This window comes from Arthrobacter sp. NPDC097144 (genome assembly GCF_044762205.1).
Classification (GTDB): Bacteria; Actinomycetota; Actinomycetes; order Actinomycetales; family Micrococcaceae; genus Arthrobacter_B.
Genome location: NZ_JBIWDW010000001.1, coordinates 561245 through 577832, shown reverse-complemented (window position 1 = coordinate 577832; position 16588 = coordinate 561245). Strand labels below are relative to the sequence as shown.

The following is a 16588-nucleotide window of genomic DNA, read 5'->3' as shown; positions in this document are numbered from 1 at the left end:
TGCGTTGTCCCAAAGCGGGGGAGGTCTAGGGCAGCATCCAGTCCAGCACCGGCGTGGACTGCAGGAACACGATGCAGCACAGGGCCAGGAGCAGCGCCACGCTCCAGCCCAGCACCTTGCGGAACAGGACGGACTCCTGCCCGCTCATGTTGACCGCAGCGGCACCGATTGCCAGGTTCTGCGGGCTGATTAGCTTGCCCATCACTCCGCCTCCGGTGTTCGCCGCCACCATGAGCTGCGGATCGATGCCGGCTTGGATTCCTGCTGTCTGCTGCAGCTTGGCGAACAAGGCATTGGCCGAGGTGTCGGAACCTGTTACGGCGGTGCCGATCCAGCCCAGAACGGGGGAGAGGAAGGCAAAGAACCCGCCCGTGGCCGCCAGCCAGGTGCCGATGGAAATGGTCTGGCCGGAGAAATTCATGACGTATGCCAGGGCCAGCACGGCCAGGATGGTCAGGGCAGCCGAGCGCATCCGGACGGCAGTACGGCCGATTTCCCTGACCGCGTCGCCCATCCCGAGCGGGTACCGGCCGCCGTCGTTGAACCGGGAATAGACCAGTGCAACAATCAGGCCGCTGATCAGCAGCAGGGTTCCGGGGCTGATCAGCCACTCAAAGCTGAAGATCGTGGAGGACTGCGGCTGCCCGTTGGCGTCCACCAGGGCATCATGCAGGACGGGCCAGGGGATCTTGATGATGGTTTTTTCCAGTGCTTCGGGGATGTCCACGCCCCAGGTCCAGAGGTTCACGATCCCAAAAACGACGATCACCAGAACATACGGAAACAGTGCCATCCAGGCCCGGCCGGGTGTGAGCCGGTCCGCTGCCGTGTCGCTGGCCGCCGTGCCGACGTGGGCGGATCCGCCGGAGGGGGTCCAGCCGGAGGCGCGCGCTTCGGCCAGTTCCCTGGTCATCCGCGCGTCGGCTTCTTCTCCGTTGCGCGGATGCCAGATCCGCAGGAAGCCGACGGCGGCCACCATGGCCACCAGCGAGGCAACAATGTCCGTGAGTTCGTAGGAGAAGTAGTTGGAACACAGGAACTGCACAATGGAGAAGACGACGCCGGTCAGCAGCGCCACCGGCCAGCAGTCCCGCAGTCCGCGGCGCCCGTCCAGGATGAACAGCAGCACCAGCGGGATAAAAAAGGCCAGCAGCGGGGTTTGGCGTCCCACCACTGCCCCGATTTCCTCGCCCGGATAGTTGGTGAGGTTGGCCGCCGTCGTGATGGGGATGGCGAGTGCCCCGAAGGCCACGGGTGCGGTGTTGGCCACCAGCACGGCGGTGGCAGCGCGGATGGGAGCGATGCCCAGGGCCAGCAGCATGGTGACGGTGATGGCCACCGGAGCTCCAAATCCGGCCAGTGCTTCCAGCAGTCCGCCAAAGCAGAAGGCCACGAGGATCGCCTGCACCCGCAGGTCCCCGCCGCCCACGGCGTCGAACACCCGCCGCAGGTCCTCGAACCGTCCGCTGAGGACCGTGACCTGGTAGAGCCATACCGCCATGATGATGATCCACACCACCGGGAACAGGCCGAAGGCAGCACCTTGGGTGACGGACAGAAGGGCGAGCCCAACCGGCATGTGGAAGCCCAGGACGGCAATGATCAGCGCCGTCAGCAGGGCCCAGGCGCCGGCTACGTAAGCCTTCGTTTTGGCGAAGGCCAGCAGGAGGAAGAACAAAAGCAGGGGGATCAGTGCCAGAAGGGCGGACCAGGTGATGCTGTTGGCGACGGCGTCAGTGGCGGGGGTGAACTGTTCCATGGATACCTCCGGGTCGCGCCGGACGGCGGCGCCAACGGAAAAACACGGCCGGGCCGTGCCGCCGACTGCGGGCTGCGGCAAGCACGGGAATGCCCATCCCAAGGTTAAGGCCGAGATGTGCCTTTACTGCCCAGTGCCGGAGAAATGCCCGCGGGCGGGGCCACAGGGTTGACGGGGTGTGTGCAGCAAGGGGCGGCCTGCGGGGTGGGTGAGGGGGCGGGGTGCCGGGGTCGTTTAGCGGGGCGGTTCGGTGTACCAGCTGCGGGCGAGATAAACGTCCTGATAGGTGCCGCGGTCCACGTCGAGGTCCTCGCGGCGCGTCAGCCCCGCGGCCAGCGCCGTCCGCTGCGATCCGATGTTGTCCGGGGTGGTGTAGGCAACCACCGGCAGGCCCGGAAGCAGTTTTTCCGCGAGCCGAACAGCCTCACGGGCGCCCTCGGCAGCGTAGCCGCGGCCCCAGACTTCAGGACAGTAGCGGTAGTAGAGGTTCAATGCCGGCCTGGCATGGACCAGCCGGTGGGACAGGCCCGTGAATCCGATCAGCGCCTGCGGCTCATCCTGGGTGCACACCGCCCACACCCCAAAACCGTGGCGGTACCAATGCAGGCCAATCTCATGGAAAATCCGTGCGGAGGAAGCCCGGGTGACAGTATGCGGAGCGGGGTGGTGAACGTTGGTCCGGGGATCGGTGTGCAGGTCCAGGGCCGCACTCTCATCGTCTCCAACGGGACGCCGCAGTATCAGCCGGTCCGTGTGCACCGGAGTCCAGTCGGCTACATCCTGTGAGGGCATGGACCCTACTCTAGGGCACGCCGGAGGGCCGGAACACCGGCCCTCCCAGGCTGTTCAGCCGCGTTCGGCGCCGGCCTGGATCTCACGGTGGTGGCGAACGTAGCCCATCACGGCCACGGCAATGGAAATGGCGGCCGAGACCGTCAAACCCAGCCACAGGTCAACCTTCAAAGCTGCGGCACCGGCGAGGGCGCCCAGCAGGATCAGCGCTACGGCCAGGGCCCGGCGCTGCCAAAACTGGCTGCTGCCGCCGGCCAGCCTGGAGTCCGAGGCCAGCCCGGTGATGGTGGAGGTGACCACCACGGTGGTGATTTCAGCTACCTTCAGGCGCTTGGCCGTTGCTGCCTGCACACCCATGACCGCGGCCATGGAGGACGTGGTGAGGCTGCCCAGGACATCGTTGCCCTGAACGTCCGCCACGGCCACAAAGACTGCGAGCGCACTGAGGCCGCCGGCCACGACGGTCAGGGCAACGGAGGTGCGCCAGGACCAGCCCTCCGGGCCCTTGCGCAGCATCCGTCCGGCCAGGGCGGCGCCGAGCATGAAGAAGACCAGGGCCAATGCGGGCCGCAGGATCGGCAGATCAGCGCCGCCTGCGAAGGCCATGCCCAGGAGGACGACATTTCCCGTCATATTGCCTGTGAACACCCGGTCCAGGCCCAGATAGCCGACGGCGTCCACCACTCCGGTGGAGAAGGTCAGGGACAGCATCAGCCACAGGTGAACCCGCTCGGTGGGTACGGCATTCAAACGCTTCACGCGGGAAACTCCTCAAAACCGGTCGCTTAATAAAGTGTGATGCAGGTAACTGTATACGAAGTTATAGGTGTAGCTTCGATTGTATTCAAAGCGGACCCCCGAGATTCAAGGATCCCCATGGCACCTTTTCGAACTGCAGGCCGGTCTCCAGGACGGGTTCTGCCTGGCCTTCGGGCTGTTGCGGCCAGCGGCGCAGCAATGCTGCTCCTCGCCTCATGCGCCCCGATCCAAGCCCTTGAACCGGCTCCCGAGCGCCAGGATGTCCCTGCCGCGGAGCTGGACGGCAAAACCGTTGTTGAAGGGGGAGACCTGGTGATGGCCCTCTCCGCTGAGCCGGACCGGCTGGACCCCACCACCTCTTCATCCCTGTATACGCGCTACGTCATGCAGACCATGTGCCAGAAGCTCTACGACATTGACGCAGAAGGCAAGCTCGCCCCGCAGCTGGCAACCGAGCTTCCGGAAATCTCCGCGGACGGACTCACCGTCACCATCCCGCTGCGGACCGATGCCGTCTTTGCGGACGGAACTCCCTTCAATGCAGAAGCTGCCAAGGCAACTTTGGAGCGGCATCTGACGCTGGAAGGATCCACCCGGAAAGGCGAGCTGGGACCCATCGGCAGCATCGATGCCATTGGTGAATTCGAACTGGAAATTACTTATGAAACGCCCTTTGCACCGTTGACCGCCGCTTTGGCGGACCGTGCCGGAATGATGCTCTCACCCGCTGCCCTGGAGCAGGCCGGCACCGCCTTCGGTGATCATCCCGTGTGCGTGGGACCGTTCAAGTTCAAGGACCGGGTTCCCCAAACGTCCATTTCGGTGGAACGGGACCCGCTGTATTACGACGCCGGCGCCGTGCATCTGGACACCATCACGTACCGCATCATGACGGACGCCAACATCCGTGCTGCCAACCTTAGGTCCGGGGACGTCCAGGTGGCGGATACCATTTCGCCCCAGGACGTGGATGCACTGGTCCAGGAAGAAGGACTTGGCGTCCTGCAAATCGGATCTCTGGGCTACCAGGCCATGACGGTCAATATCGGGAACGTCAACGGGACCGGAGAGCCGCCGGGCGACCTCGGGACACCGCTGGCGCAGCAGGCCGACATCCGCCGCGCACTGTCCATGTCCATTGACCGTGAGGCACTGGTCAACACCGTCTTCAACAGCTGGTACGAGCCGGCCTGCTCACCCGTATCGCCGGACAGCCCGTACGCCTCGGAGCTGAGCGAAGACTGCGTTGACTATGACCCCGGCGCGGCCCGCACCCTGCTGGAATCCACCGGAGCACCGGTGCCCTTCCCCATCACCATGCAGGTCACCAATTCACCGGACACCCTGCGTTATGCGCAGGCGCTGCAGGCGGCGGTGTCGGAGGGCGGTTTCGACCTGACCATCCGCCCGGTGGAATATTCCACGTTGCTGGATGTCCAGACCCGCGGCGACTTCGAAGCCCTGCAGCTTGGCTGGTCCGGCCGCATTGATCCACACGGAAACATGTCCAACTTCCTGAAAACCGGCGGCGGCAACAATTACTCCGGCTACTCCAATCCCGAGGTGGATCAGCTGCTGGCCGAGGCGGCCCAATCGACTGATCCGGACATCCGGGCCGAACTCTATGGACAGGTGGTCCAGCAGGTGCAGATCGACAATCCCATCCTGTATCTCTACCGGGTGCGCAGCCTTACGGGCTACACCAAAGACGTAGCCGGCGTGGCGACCTATCCGGACGGCGTGGTCCGGCTGGGTACCGCAGCGTTCGTGGAAAAGGAGGACTGAGCATGCTCCGCTACCTTGGTACGCGGCTCTGGCAGTCCGCGCTCACGCTGGTGCTGGCCTCGCTGGTCATCTTCTTCGGCGTCCGCCAGCTGCCCGGGGATCCGGCGCTGGCCATGGCCGGGGAAGAGGCCACTCCCGAACAGGTTGAAGCAGTCCGGGAGCAGCTGGGCCTGAATGAGTCAGTCATTACCCAGTACGGGAAATTCATCGGCAATATGTTCCGGGGTGATTTTGGAACCTCCACCCGCACCGGCACGGCCGTTACCGACCTGATTGCCACCACGCTTCCGGTCACCCTGTGGCTCTCGGCCTATGCCATTGCCGTGGCCGTGATTGTGGGCATCCTGTTCGGCGTCATCGCCGAACGCTTCCGCGGCCGGTGGCCGGAATGGGCTGCCAACGGCTTTGCGCTGATCGGCCTCTCCGTCCCCAACTTCTGGCTGGGCATCCTGGCCATCCTCTACCTGGCCGTGACGCTGGGCTGGTTCCCGGCGTCGGGGTATGTGGATATTACCGATGACCCGCTGCGCGGGATCTACTATCTGACCCTGCCGGCGCTCATCCTGGGCACCGGACTGGCAGCCGTCATCATGCGCCAGACACGGGCTTCCATGATCGAGACCATGAACACCGACTACGTCCGGACGGCACGCGCCAAAGGCCTGGGCCGCGGCCGGGTCCTCATGCGGTACGGACTGCGCAATTCCCTGATCGTGGTTGTCACGATCGTGGGCCTGCAGCTGGGCGGACTGATCTCCGGGGCCGTGGTGACGGAGCGGATCTTCGCCCTCCCCGGTTTCGGAAAGCTCACACTGGACGCAGTGTTCACCCGCGATTATCCGGTCATCCAGGCCGTGGTCCTGATCATCACCGTCTCCTACATCCTGATCAACCTGGCCGTGGACATCCTGTACTCCCTGGTCAATCCGCGTATCCGAGTCGGAGGAAGCAACTAATGGCTGTTACCGAGACCGTTCTTTCCCCCACCCCTCCCGGAGCTGACCAGGGGCTGGGATCCGGGCGCGGCAGGGTACTGAAATCCCTTCTGCACAACCCGCTCGGACTGACCGGCGGGATCCTGCTGGCAGTCGTTGTCCTGGCCGGGCTCCTCGCCCCGCTGCTTGCCCCCTACAGTCCCACCCAGGTTCATTTCGAGACCCCGTTCCAGAAACCGGGCACCGTGGGCTTCCTGCTGGGGACCGATGACCTGGGCCGGGACATCTTTTCCCGGCTGCTCTACGGAATCCAGGCCTCGCTGAAGGTTGGAGCGCTGTCCGTGGCGCTGGCAGTGGTGATCGGCACCCCCCTTGGCCTGCTGGCCGGGTATTGGCGGTGGCTCGACGGCATCATTTCCCGGCTCACCGATGTCACGCTTGCCTTCCCTTTCCTGATCATCGCCGTGGCGCTGGCGGCCATCAGCGGCCCCAGCCTCACCAATGCCGCCATTGCCCTGGGCATTGCCCAGGTGCCCACCATGATCCGGGTGGTCCGGGGCGAGACCCTGCGGATCAAGGAGAGCGATTTCGTGCTCGGCGCCAAGACCATGGACGCCTCGGGCCTGCGGATCATCTTCAGCCACGTCCTGCCCAACGCCGCGTCCGCCGTCATTGTGCAGGCAACGGTGATCATGCCCGTCGCGGTGATCGGAGAGGCACTGCTGTCCTTCCTGGGCTTGGGGATCCAGCCGCCAACCCCCAGCCTGGGCATCATGCTGTCCGACGCCCAGCAGTACATCTTCCGCTCACCCACTGCTGCCATCTTCCCGGGCCTGGCCATCGCAGCAATCTGCCTCTCCTTCAACCTCTTTGGGGACGCCCTGCGCGACGCCCTGGATCCGACCAACACCAGCCGAAAGTGACATCGAGACTATGACCTACACAGCACCCGATACGTTCACCACCCGCCCCACGCTGCAAGGCACCTTCGGCATGAGCGCTTCCACCCACTGGCTGGCCACCGCTTCTTCCCAGGCCGTGCTGGAGCGCGGCGGCAATGCTTTTGACGCAGCCGTCGCCGCGGCGTTCGTCCTGCACGTGGCGGAGCCGCACCTCAACGGTCCCGGCGGAGATATGACCGGCGTCTTCGTCACCGCCGAGAATCCTTCGGAACCGGTGGTGCTGATGGGCCAGGGAGTCGCGCCCGCGGGTGCCACCCGGGAGCACTACCTTTCCGAGGGCCTGGAACTGGTGCCCGGTGCCGGTGCCCTGGCCGCCGCCGTTCCCGCCGCCGTCGACGCCTGGCTGATGCTGCTGCGGGACCACGGCACCTGGGAACTTGGCGACGTGCTCGCTTTCGCGGCGGGGTATGCGCGCAACGGCCATCCGGTGGTGGGACGGGTTGGCAGCACCATCGCCTCCGTAGCGGATCTCTTTACTGAGCACTGGCCCACCTCCGCCGCCCAGTGGATGCCCGAAGGGAAGATTCCGGCAGACGGGGACATCATCCGCAACGAGGCGTATGCGGCGGTGCTGGACCGCCTGGCGGACGCGGGCGGCCCGGCAGGGAGCCGTGAGGAACGGATCGATGCCGCCCGCCGCGAATGGCGCGAAGGCTTCGTGGCGCGCGCGGCCGTGGATTTCCTGTCCACGCCGCACCGCCATTCCTCCGGCGCAGACCATGCCGGAGTGATGACGATGGAAGACTTCGCCTCAGGCAGTGCTTCCTATGAACCGGCACTGACGTATGAGTTCCGCGGCCACACCATCGCTAAGACCGGACCCTGGGGGCAGGGGCCGGCGTTGCTGCAGACGCTGGCCATCCTGGCCGGATACGACGACGAATATCTGGACCCCTCCACCGAACTGGGCGCGCACACGATCCTGGAGGCCCAGAAGCTGGCCATCGCCGATCGCGAGGCCTACTACGGCGACGCCGATGTGCCCATGGACTACCTGCTCAGCGAGGAATACGCAGCCACCCGCCGCGCGCTGATCACGGACACGGCCTCGCATGAATTCCGCCCCGGCGCGGTCCCCGGACACACCCCGTTTCTTCCGCCGCTGCGCACCGAGTACTTCGCGCCGGCACTGGCCGGGCAGCATGCGTTCGCGGGTGTGGGGGAGCCCACCGTGATGCCCACGGGTGAGACGCGGGGTGACACCTGCCATCTGGACGTGGTGGACCAGTGGGGCAACATGGTCTCGGCGACGCCGTCCGGCGGCTGGCTGCAGTCATCGCCCACTATTCCGGAGCTGGGCTTCTGCCTGGGATCCCGGCTGCAGATGACCTGGCTGGAGGAGGGGGCGCCGTCCACCCTCGCCGCAGGCAAAAGGCCCCGGACCACGCTGACACCCACCCTGGTGCTCAAGGACGGCAAACCGGTCACAGCCCTGGGCTCGCCCGGCGGCGACCAGCAGGACCAGTGGCAGCTGCTGTACCTGCTGCGCACGCTCGTGGGCGGATACTCGCCGCAGCAGGCCGTGGACGCGCCTGCCCTGCACACCACCTCCATTCCCGGTTCCTTCTATCCGCGGACCTGGACACCCGGCGGGGCCGTGGTGGAGGACCGGCTGGGTGACGCCGTCATCGAAGGCCTCGAGGCCCGCGGCCACGTGGTCACCCGGGCCGGGGACTGGGCCCTGGGCCGGCTGTCCTCGGTGGTCAGCGATCCGGCCACCGGGCTGCTCAAGGCCGCCGCCAACCCGAGGGGAGCGCAGGGATATGCAGCAGGACGCTAAGCAGGCTGATCCGGGCACGCTGCTCGCCGTCCGGGACCTGGAAGTCAGCTTCGGCGGCACCCCCGTCCTGCACCGCATCAGCCTTAATCTTCGCCGCGGCGAACGAGTGGCCATTGTGGGGCAGTCCGGATCCGGCAAATCCACCACCGTCGCGGCAATCCTGCGGCTGCTGCCCGGCAGCGGACGGATCACGGGAGGGTCCATTGACCTCGACGGCGAAGACCTCGCCGTCGCGCCGGAAGCCCGGATGCGCGGGATCCGGGGCCGGCAGATCGGGCTGGTGCCCCAGGACCCCATGTCCAATCTGAATCCGGCCATGAAGGTGGGAGCGCAGATTGCCGACGCTCTGATCAGCAACGGCAGTCCCGGGGTGACGGAGAACAACCGGGAAGGCGTCAAACGACGCGCGGTGGAGCTGATGACGGAGGCCGGCATCCCTGATGCTGGGCGCCGTTACGGCCAGTATCCGCACGAGTTTTCCGGCGGCATGCGCCAGCGCGTGCTTATTGCCATTGCCCTGGCCGGTGATCCGGAACTGCTGATCGCCGATGAACCCACCTCTGCCCTGGACGTTACGGTCCAGCGCCAAATCCTGAATCACCTGCAGAAGCTGGTGGAGGCGCGGGGCACCACGCTGCTGTTCATCACGCATGATCTGGGGCTGGCGGCCGACCGGACCGACCGGATTGTTGTCATGGCGGATGGACGGATCGTGGAGGAAGGAACTCCGCAGCAGATCCTGTTGGATCCCCGGCAGGACTACACCAAATCACTGGTCGCAGCGGCGCCGTCGGTCTCCGCCGCGCTTTCGCCGGAGGATTCCTCTGCGGCAGCGGCTCCGGGAGACGGGGTTGCGGAGACGGTGGTTCAGGTTAACCGCCTGGTGAAGGAATATAAGCTCCGGGGGCAGCGGGGACAGGTTGTGCGGGCCTTGAATGACGTGTCCTTCACCGTGACCAAGGGAACCACTACGGCGGTGGTGGGGGAGTCCGGATCCGGCAAGACAACGGTGGCCCGCATTCTGCTGGGGCTGGAGACGCCCAGCGGTGGGGAAGCGCTGGTGGGCGGCCAATCCATCGCCGCCAGCCGCGGGCCGGAACGGAGGCGGCTCCGGCGCATGGTTCAGCCCGTGTTCCAGGACCCTTACGGCTCCCTGGATCCAACCTTCAGTATTGAGCGGCTGATCGACGAACCGCTGCGCATCTTCGGCATCGGCGACCGTAACAGCCGCCGCAGCCGCGTAGCTGAGCTGCTGGATCAGGTGGCGCTGCCCCGCAGCATTGCCCAGCGCCGGCCGAATGAGCTTTCCGGCGGACAGCGCCAGCGGGTAGCCATCGCGCGTGCGCTGGCTCCGGAGCCGGAGCTGCTGATTTGTGACGAAGCGGTGTCAGCACTGGATGTGCTGGTGCAGGACCAGATCCTGACGCTGCTGGCGGATTTGCAGGACAGGCTGGGGCTCACCTATCTGTTCATCACGCATGATCTCGCTGTGGTCCGGCAGATTGCACATAATGTAGTAGTCATGAAATCCGGAGAAGTCATTGAGCGAGGGACCGCGGACCAGGTCTTCCTTGCCCCGCAGGAGCATTACACTTCGGAGCTGCTGAGTGCGATTCCGGGAGCAGCATTTGCCCGCTGAGTCAGCGTCTGCCGGGGTTCCCGAATCCGCTGCCCCCAAGGAACGCATCGAAGATGAAATCCGCCGTGACATTATCTTCGGCGTCCTGATGCCCGGAGTCCGGATCACGGAGGCGTCGCTGGCCCGCAAGTACGGCCTGTCCCGGGTTCCGGTCCGCGAGGCGCTGCGCACCCTGGAAGCGGAAGGATTCGTAGAGTCCAAACCGTATGCCGGGTCCACCGTGGCCAATATCCCGGTGGACGAGGCTGATGATCTCTTCGCGGTCAGGGCAGTGGTGGAGACCGCCACTGCCCGCCGGGCCGCGGCGCGTGCCGGCAGGCAGCTGGCTGCCGGAACGCCCGATGAGCACTGGTGGACGGTTCGCGGCAGGATCGCCGAGATCCTGGCTGCCGGTGATGCTGCCGTGGCGGAGGGTGCCCTGGAGAAGCTGCCGGAGCTCAACGTGCGGTTCCACCTGGCGGTAGCCGAGCTGGCGGACAGCCGTTCATTGACGGCACTGCTGCGTCAGCTGGCCGGCAAGATTGAATGGCTCTACGCCGCCGATGTAGACAACCGGGGCAAGGATTCCTGGAGCGAACACCGTGTACTCATGTCCGCTGTGGACTCCGGAGATGCCGCCCGGGCCCAGGAACTGATGTGCTCCCATGTGGAGCAGTCCCGTGCCGGGTATCTGAGCCGTTTCGCTCCGGCCCTCCCGCCGAATTAGCAGAAGGTGCTGCTCTGAGCGTTCAGAGCAGCACCTTCTGCCAGTTCGACGGGGGTGATGCGGGGTTAGGCGGCCGGTGCCGCTTTGCTTCCTCCAGTGCCGCCGCCGGCGGTGCGCCGGCGCTGCCAGAAGGTCCAGGCCAGCCATGCGCCCCACACAACCAGCAGCACCGCAGCGCCCATAATGACGGTGGAGATATCCAGCGGTCCGGTCCGGCCCGCGATGATCAGGAATCCCCACCAGGAAACGGCGGCTACAGCCAGCAGGTTCACGGCCGGCGCCAGGGCTGCCGCTCCGCTGCGGGTGCGGATGGCTGTCACCACCACGTCAACTGCCATCAGGGCGGTCACGGCGGTCACCGTACCGGTGGCGAAGGCCACCACCTCCGGTGAGACGTCGCGGTTGGCAAACCACAGGATCAGGATCATGACCGCGGCTGCCAGGGCCAGGGCCTGCACGACGGCGGCAAGCAGGTTCAGTCCCAGCAGCCGCCGATCGGCGTCCCGGCGCTTACCCGGGATGTTGGACCAGGCTTCGCGCCGGAACCACGCTGACGCGAGGTTGGCGAACAGCAGGGTTGCTCCGGCTGCGATGAACGGCACCACGAAGTTGTTGCTCAGTACCCACATGAGGGCGGCGACGGCCGCGAATACCTGCGGCGACCCGATGATGCCCAGCAGCCACGAAACCAGGAAAGGCCGGCGGGCGGCGCTCAGATCCAGCGGGTGGACCAGATACTGCTGATTGGCGTCGGGAAGTTGAACGAGTTCATTGATCTGTTTCACGGAAACCTCCAGGGGACCGTGTCCAGGTGCGGGCCGCGCAGGCCGCCCCGGGCGATGTCATATATTTTCTGCCGGGACACACCCAGCTCTTCAGCGACCGTGACGGCGCTGAAATCCTCCAGCAAATCCGCCGCGGCGAGTGATCGGATACCGGAAGCCCGGCGGCCCAGCTGGGCTGCGAGGGCCCCAACTTCTCCGGCGAGCAGTGCAGCGGCAAGCATGCCGCCAAAGGGGTCCGCCCAGCCGGGAGCTCCGGCCAGGGCTGCCGCATAGAGGCGGTCCCCGCCGTCGGCCAGTACGGCTTGGACCTCCAACGCGGACAACCCTGCAGCCTCGAAGCGGGCGGCAACGCCGGCCCGTTCTGCCGGAGGCCGGTGGGTCAGGACCTTGTCCCACGGTGTTTCGGGGATGTCATCCCCGGGGTGACTGAACATGTTTCCGAGTGTGCGCGCGGTCCGGACGCCTGTCTACCCCCTGGTGACAACTTTTTCGACGGTCTCTGCCCGGTTGTTGGCGGTGGAGGTCAGATACCCGTCCCGGCCCGTTCTGCCGGCCGCGGCCGTTCACAGGGTCCGGGCGCTCGCCTACGATGGGCTGAAAGCGGGATTCATCCTATGGAGCGAGGCTCTGCCATGGCCAACATCACCACTCGACCGGTAACCAAACTGGGAATCGTGGGCGCGGGAAGCGTGGGAACATCCCTTGCCTACGCAGCCCTCATCCGAGACGCCGCCCGCGAAATCGCCATCTATGACATTGATGCCGCCAGGGCCGAAGCGGAGGGGCTGGATCTGGCCCACGGCACGCAGTTCACCGGGGCCAACACTGTGACCGGCGGAGGGCGGATTGAGGCGCTCGCGGGCTCGGACGTCATCGTTATTACTGCCGGTGCACGGCAGAAGCCCGGCCAGTCGCGGCTGGAATTGGCGGGGGTCAATGTGGGAATCATCCAAAACCTCATGACTCAGCTGATGGAGCAGGCGCCGGATGCGGTGTACGTGATCGTGACAAACCCCTGCGATGTCCTGACCGTGGCTGCCCAAAAGGCCTCGGGCCTGCACTGGAACCGGGTTTTTTCCTCGGGCACCGTGCTGGACACATCCCGGCTGCGGCTGCTGCTGGCGCGCGAAGCACATGTGCTGATGACCAGCGTGCACGCCACAATCATTGGCGAGCACGGGGACTCGGAATTTCCGGTCTGGTCCAGCGCTTCCATTGGGCCGGTACCGATCCGGGAATGGATGCTGAGCGGCCGGCAGGTGTTTACTCAGGAATACCTCGACGCCGTCACGCATGACGTGGTGACCGCGGCCTACCGGGTGATCGAAGGCAAGGGCGCCACGAACTATGCGATCGGACTGGCCGGCGTGCGGATTGTGGAGGCCATCATGCAGGCGGAAAATGCCGTGCTTCCGGTGTCGGCGATCATGCAGGGAGCCTACGGAATTGACGGCGTAGCCCTCTCCCTTCCCTCGATCGTGGGGATCAACGGCGTCTACCGGATGTTGGAGATGCCCTTGGATGACATCGAAACACGGCAGCTGCAGGCTTCAGCAGAGACGCTGCAGAACACCCTCACCAAACTGGGTGTGTAGCCGGTGAGGGTGTCCGGGGCAGCGTGCCCGGCGGCCGGGCCGCGCGGACCTAGGCGCGGACGGGCACTGCCGGTTCGGCGCCGTCCCTGGAAATTCGCACGGCGTCGTCGAATTCGGCGTCGATCTCAGATGAGGGCTTGAACGTAAACCTGCTCACCAGCACGGTCAGGACCAGGTTGACGAGGAAGCCCGGGATGATTTCATACACGTCGCCCAGTACACCCGGCAGATCAACGGTTCCCCACACATAGGCGGTCACCGCGCCGCCGATCATGCCGGCCAGTGCACCGGCGGTGCTGAGCCGTCGCCAGAAGAGGGCCAGGATGATGGTGGGACCGAAGGCTGCTCCGAAGCCGGCCCAGGCGAATCCGACCAGGTCCAGGATGCTGGCGTTGCGGTCCAGCGCAATCAGGATGGACACCACCGCAACCAGCAGCACGGCCAGCCGTCCCAGCATCACCATGGAACGCGGCGACGCGTTCCGCTTGAGCACAATCCGGTACAGGTCCTCCACCAGGGCCGAGGACGTGACGATCAGCTGCGAGGAAATGGTGCTCATGATCGCGGCCAGGACGGCCGCCAGGACAAAGCCGGCCACCAGGGGATGGAAGAAGATCTGGGAGAGCTCCAGGAACACGGCTTCGGGATCAGCCAGTGTGAGGTTGTTCTGCTGGAAGTAGGCAGCTCCGATCAGGGCGGTCATCAGGGCGCCGATGACGGTCAGGAGCATCCAGCCCACGCCAATGCGCCGCCCGGCCACGGCGTCCCGGGGCGAGCGCAGGGCCATGAAGCGGACAATGATGTGCGGCTGGCCGAAGTAGCCCAGGCCCCAGGCCAGGGCGGAAACAATGCCGACGGCGGTGCCGCCGGCAATGGGATCCAGCATGTCGGGGTTGATCTCGCGCAGCGAATCGGTCATGCCGCCGAGGCCGCCCACGCGGGTCAGCCCGACTGCCGGAACGAGGACCAAGGCTGCGAGCATCATCAGGCCCTGAACGACGTCGGTGTAGCTGGCGGCGAGGAAGCCGCCAAAGAGGGTGTAGGCGATGGTCACGCCGGCCACGATCAGCATGCCCACCAGGTAGCTGGAGCCGAAGGAGCTTTCGAAGAAGACACCGCCGGCCACCATGCCGGAGGAAACGTAGAAGGTGAAGAACACCAGGATGATGAGGCCGGAGACCACGCGCAGGATCCGGGAGCGGTCCTTGAGCCGGTTCTCCAGGAAACTGGGGACCGTGATGGAGTTGTTGGAAACCTGGGTGTAGGAACGCAGGCGGGGCGCCACGAACTTCCAGTTCAGCCAGGCACCGGCAGTAAGGCCGACGGCAATCCAGCCTTCCACCAGCCCGGAAACATAGATGGCGCCCGGCAGGCCCATCAGCAGCCAGCCGGACATGTCCGATGCTCCGGCACTGAGGGCGGCAACACCCGGCTTCAGGTCCCGGCCGGCCAGCATGTAGTCGTCAAGATCGGTGGTGCGCCGGTAGGCCCACCAGCCGATCGCGAGCATGGCGAGCATGTAAATCGCCATGGCGATTAACTTGTACGTCTGGTCAGTCATTGTGTGGTTAGCCGTTCACTCTGGTTACGTATCTCGGTCTTGGTCCGGCCCGAAGGCCCGTCCAAGTATGCCAAGCGTCACAGTGGGCGGGAAATCGGCGGCCCCGCACGCGGCAGCTAGGCGCTGACGAAACCGTCCGCGATGGTCAGCACCTCGTCCAGGATGTCCAGTCCCGCGCGGGCCTGGACATCGGTGATGTTCAGCGGCGGGACCACGTGGAGGCGGTTGAAGTTGGCGAAGGGCAGCAGCCCGCGGTCCTTGCACGCGGCAATCAGCGTGTTCATCTCGGGGCTGGAGCCGCCGTACGGTGCCAGGGGTTCCCGGGTATCCCGGTCCTTGACGAGCTCGATGGCCCAGAAGACTCCGGTGCCGCGAACCTCTCCGATGCTGGGATGCCGTGCAGCCAGTTCCGCCAGCCCTGGTCCCAACACGTTCTCGCCGAGCCGGGCGGCGTTCTCCACCATGCCTTCCTCACGCATGGCGCCGATGGTTGCCACGGCTGCGGCACAGGCCAGCGGATGTCCGGAATAGGTGAGTCCGCCGGGGTAGGCGGTGTCGGCAAAGGTGGCGGCAATCTCGTCGGAGATCGCCACGCCGCCCAGCGGCACGTATCCGGAGTTGATGCCCTTGGCGAAGGTGATCAGGTCCGGCACCACATCCCCGCCGTGTTCGACGGCGAACCATTTGCCGGAGCGGCCGAAGCCGGCCATTACCTCATCAGCAATAAACGTGATGCCGTAGCGGCGGGTCAGTTCGCGGACTCCGGCCAGGTAGCCCGGCGGCGGAATCATGATGCCCGCAGTGCCGGGAATGGACTCCAGAACGACGGCGGCAAAGGATGAGGCCCCTTCCAGCTGGATGATGGATTCAAGGTGCTCCAGCGCCCGCCGGCATTCTTCCTGTTCAGTGGTGGCGTGGAACTGGGACCGGTAGAGGAACGGGGCATGGAAATGTACGGTTCCGGCGGTGCCGTGGTCATTGGGGATCCGGCGCGGGTCCCCGGTGACGTTCACCGCGAGTGCGGTGCCGCCGTGATAGGACCGGTACGCGGAGAGAACCTTGTAGCGTCCGGTGTGCAGGCGGGCCATGCGGACGGCATGCTCAATCGCGTCCGCCCCGCCGTTGGTGAAGAACACTGTGTCCAGGTTCCCCGGAGTCAGCTCCGCAACCAGCCGGGCCGCTTCGGACCGGGCGTCATTGACGTACTGCGGGGCAACGGTGCACAGCTTGCCGGCCTGCTCCTGGATGGCTGCCACCACCTTGGGGTGCTGATGGCCAATGTTGGTGTTGACCAGCTGGGAGGAGAAATCCAGCAGCTTCCGTCCCTCACCGTCCCACACGTAGGAGCCTTCGGCACGGGTGACGGTCATGGGAGTGATCTGCTTCTGCGCGGACCACGAGTGGAAGACGTGCTTGCGGTCCAGCTCATACGCACGGCGGCCGGCTGAGAGCTCCGCTTCGGAAACCTGAGTGGGAGAGCCGGTGTGTTGTTCGGTGGTGAAGCCCATGATGCTTTTCTCCTTCTGCGCG

The 16588-nt window shown here is 65.6% G+C and carries 14 protein-coding genes; 7 read left to right on the top strand and 7 right to left on the bottom strand.

What is annotated here, in order from left to right; all coding sequences use genetic code 11:
* Positions 1–25: 25 nt before the first annotated feature.
* From ACIQXM_RS02700 to ACIQXM_RS02690, 3 genes are all read right to left on the bottom strand, one after another.
* Entirely contained in the window at positions 26–1759 is a 1734-nt protein-coding gene (locus ACIQXM_RS02700) for an L-lactate permease (protein ID WP_400927190.1), read from the bottom strand.
* A gap of 234 nt (positions 1760–1993) precedes the next feature.
* A complete protein-coding gene (locus ACIQXM_RS02695) occupies positions 1994–2551 on the bottom strand; it encodes a GNAT family N-acetyltransferase (protein ID WP_400927187.1) in 558 nt (185 codons plus the stop codon).
* 54 nt (positions 2552–2605) lie between these two features.
* Positions 2606–3310 (bottom strand): YoaK family protein, encoded by a 705-nt coding sequence (locus ACIQXM_RS02690; protein WP_400927185.1) that lies wholly within the window; start codon positions 3308–3310, stop codon positions 2606–2608.
* Positions 3311–3508: 198 nt separating this feature from the next.
* Between ACIQXM_RS02690 and ACIQXM_RS02685 the strand changes: the two genes are divergently transcribed.
* Genes ACIQXM_RS02685 through ACIQXM_RS02660 form a run of 6 tightly spaced genes read left to right on the top strand, consistent with a single transcriptional unit; the run spans position 3509 to position 11117 of the window.
* On the top strand, positions 3509–5095 hold the full coding sequence (locus ACIQXM_RS02685) for an ABC transporter substrate-binding protein (protein ID WP_400927182.1): 1587 nt from the start codon (positions 3509–3511) through the stop codon (positions 5093–5095).
* 2 nt (positions 5096–5097) lie between these two features.
* Complete coding sequence (locus ACIQXM_RS02680) at positions 5098–6051, top strand: ABC transporter permease (protein ID WP_400927179.1); 954 nt, start codon at positions 5098–5100, stop codon at positions 6049–6051.
* Positions 6051–6953: an ABC transporter permease gene (locus ACIQXM_RS02675; RefSeq protein ID WP_400927176.1), complete on the top strand. Its 903-nt coding sequence runs from the start codon at positions 6051–6053 to the stop codon at positions 6951–6953. The genes ACIQXM_RS02680 and ACIQXM_RS02675 overlap by 1 nt, the downstream gene beginning before the upstream one ends.
* Before the next feature lie 10 nt (positions 6954–6963).
* On the top strand, positions 6964–8772 hold the full coding sequence (locus ACIQXM_RS02670; protein ID WP_400927173.1) for a gamma-glutamyltransferase family protein: 1809 nt from the start codon (positions 6964–6966) through the stop codon (positions 8770–8772).
* The gene (locus ACIQXM_RS02665) at positions 8756–10411 is read left to right on the top strand and encodes a dipeptide ABC transporter ATP-binding protein (protein ID WP_400927170.1); all 1656 of its coding nucleotides are present in this window, start codon (positions 8756–8758) and stop codon (positions 10409–10411) included. Before ACIQXM_RS02670 ends, ACIQXM_RS02665 begins: the two co-directional genes overlap by 17 nt.
* Positions 10401–11117, top strand: a complete 717-nt coding sequence (locus ACIQXM_RS02660; protein WP_400927168.1) for a GntR family transcriptional regulator — start codon at positions 10401–10403, stop codon at positions 11115–11117. Before ACIQXM_RS02665 ends, ACIQXM_RS02660 begins: the two co-directional genes overlap by 11 nt.
* A gap of 65 nt (positions 11118–11182) precedes the next feature.
* Here the strand turns inward: ACIQXM_RS02660 and ACIQXM_RS02655 are convergent, their stop codons facing one another.
* Both ACIQXM_RS02655 and ACIQXM_RS02650 read right to left on the bottom strand, forming a co-directional pair.
* Positions 11183–11902, bottom strand: coding sequence for a hypothetical protein (locus ACIQXM_RS02655; RefSeq protein ID WP_400927165.1), 720 nt, complete (start codon positions 11900–11902; stop codon positions 11183–11185).
* Positions 11899–12336 (bottom strand): hypothetical protein, encoded by a 438-nt coding sequence (locus ACIQXM_RS02650; protein WP_400927162.1) that lies wholly within the window; start codon positions 12334–12336, stop codon positions 11899–11901. The genes ACIQXM_RS02655 and ACIQXM_RS02650 overlap by 4 nt, the downstream gene beginning before the upstream one ends.
* Before the next feature lie 198 nt (positions 12337–12534).
* On the opposite strand from ACIQXM_RS02650, the gene ACIQXM_RS02645 reads away from it, so the two are divergent.
* Positions 12535–13497: an L-lactate dehydrogenase gene (locus tag ACIQXM_RS02645; RefSeq protein WP_400927159.1), complete on the top strand. Its 963-nt coding sequence runs from the start codon at positions 12535–12537 to the stop codon at positions 13495–13497.
* Between the two features lie 49 nt (positions 13498–13546).
* On the opposite strand, the gene putP is transcribed toward ACIQXM_RS02645, so the two are convergent.
* Positions 13547–15058: a sodium/proline symporter PutP gene (putP, locus tag ACIQXM_RS02640; protein WP_400927156.1), complete on the bottom strand. Its 1512-nt coding sequence runs from the start codon at positions 15056–15058 to the stop codon at positions 13547–13549.
* Positions 15059–15174: 116 nt separating this feature from the next.
* Positions 15175–16566 carry an aspartate aminotransferase family protein gene (locus ACIQXM_RS02635; RefSeq protein WP_400927153.1) on the bottom strand — a complete coding sequence of 464 codons (1392 nt, stop codon included), beginning with the start codon at positions 16564–16566 and terminating at the stop codon, positions 15175–15177.
* Positions 16567–16588 lie beyond the last annotated feature (22 nt).

Excerpts from the sequence above, each read along its gene's own strand:
- putP (WP_400927156.1), bottom strand. The coding sequence starts at position 15,058 with ATGACTGACCAGACGTACAAGTTAATCGCCATGGCGATTTACATGCTC.
- ACIQXM_RS02680 (WP_400927179.1), top strand. The coding sequence starts at position 5,098 with ATGCTCCGCTACCTTGGTACGCGGCTCTGGCAGTCCGCGCTCACGCTG.
- ACIQXM_RS02665 (WP_400927170.1), top strand. The coding sequence starts at position 8,756 with ATGCAGCAGGACGCTAAGCAGGCTGATCCGGGCACGCTGCTCGCCGTC.
- ACIQXM_RS02700 (WP_400927190.1), bottom strand. The coding sequence starts at position 1,759 with ATGGAACAGTTCACCCCCGCCACTGACGCCGTCGCCAACAGCATCACC.
- ACIQXM_RS02695 (WP_400927187.1), bottom strand. The coding sequence starts at position 2,551 with ATGCCCTCACAGGATGTAGCCGACTGGACTCCGGTGCACACGGACCGG.
- ACIQXM_RS02635 (WP_400927153.1), bottom strand. The coding sequence starts at position 16,566 with ATGGGCTTCACCACCGAACAACACACCGGCTCTCCCACTCAGGTTTCC.
- ACIQXM_RS02675 (WP_400927176.1), top strand. The coding sequence starts at position 6,051 with ATGGCTGTTACCGAGACCGTTCTTTCCCCCACCCCTCCCGGAGCTGAC.
- ACIQXM_RS02685 (WP_400927182.1), top strand. The coding sequence starts at position 3,509 with ATGCTGCTCCTCGCCTCATGCGCCCCGATCCAAGCCCTTGAACCGGCT.
- ACIQXM_RS02650 (WP_400927162.1), bottom strand. The coding sequence starts at position 12,336 with ATGTTCAGTCACCCCGGGGATGACATCCCCGAAACACCGTGGGACAAG.
- ACIQXM_RS02670 (WP_400927173.1), top strand. The coding sequence starts at position 6,964 with ATGACCTACACAGCACCCGATACGTTCACCACCCGCCCCACGCTGCAA.
- ACIQXM_RS02645 (WP_400927159.1), top strand. The coding sequence starts at position 12,535 with ATGGCCAACATCACCACTCGACCGGTAACCAAACTGGGAATCGTGGGC.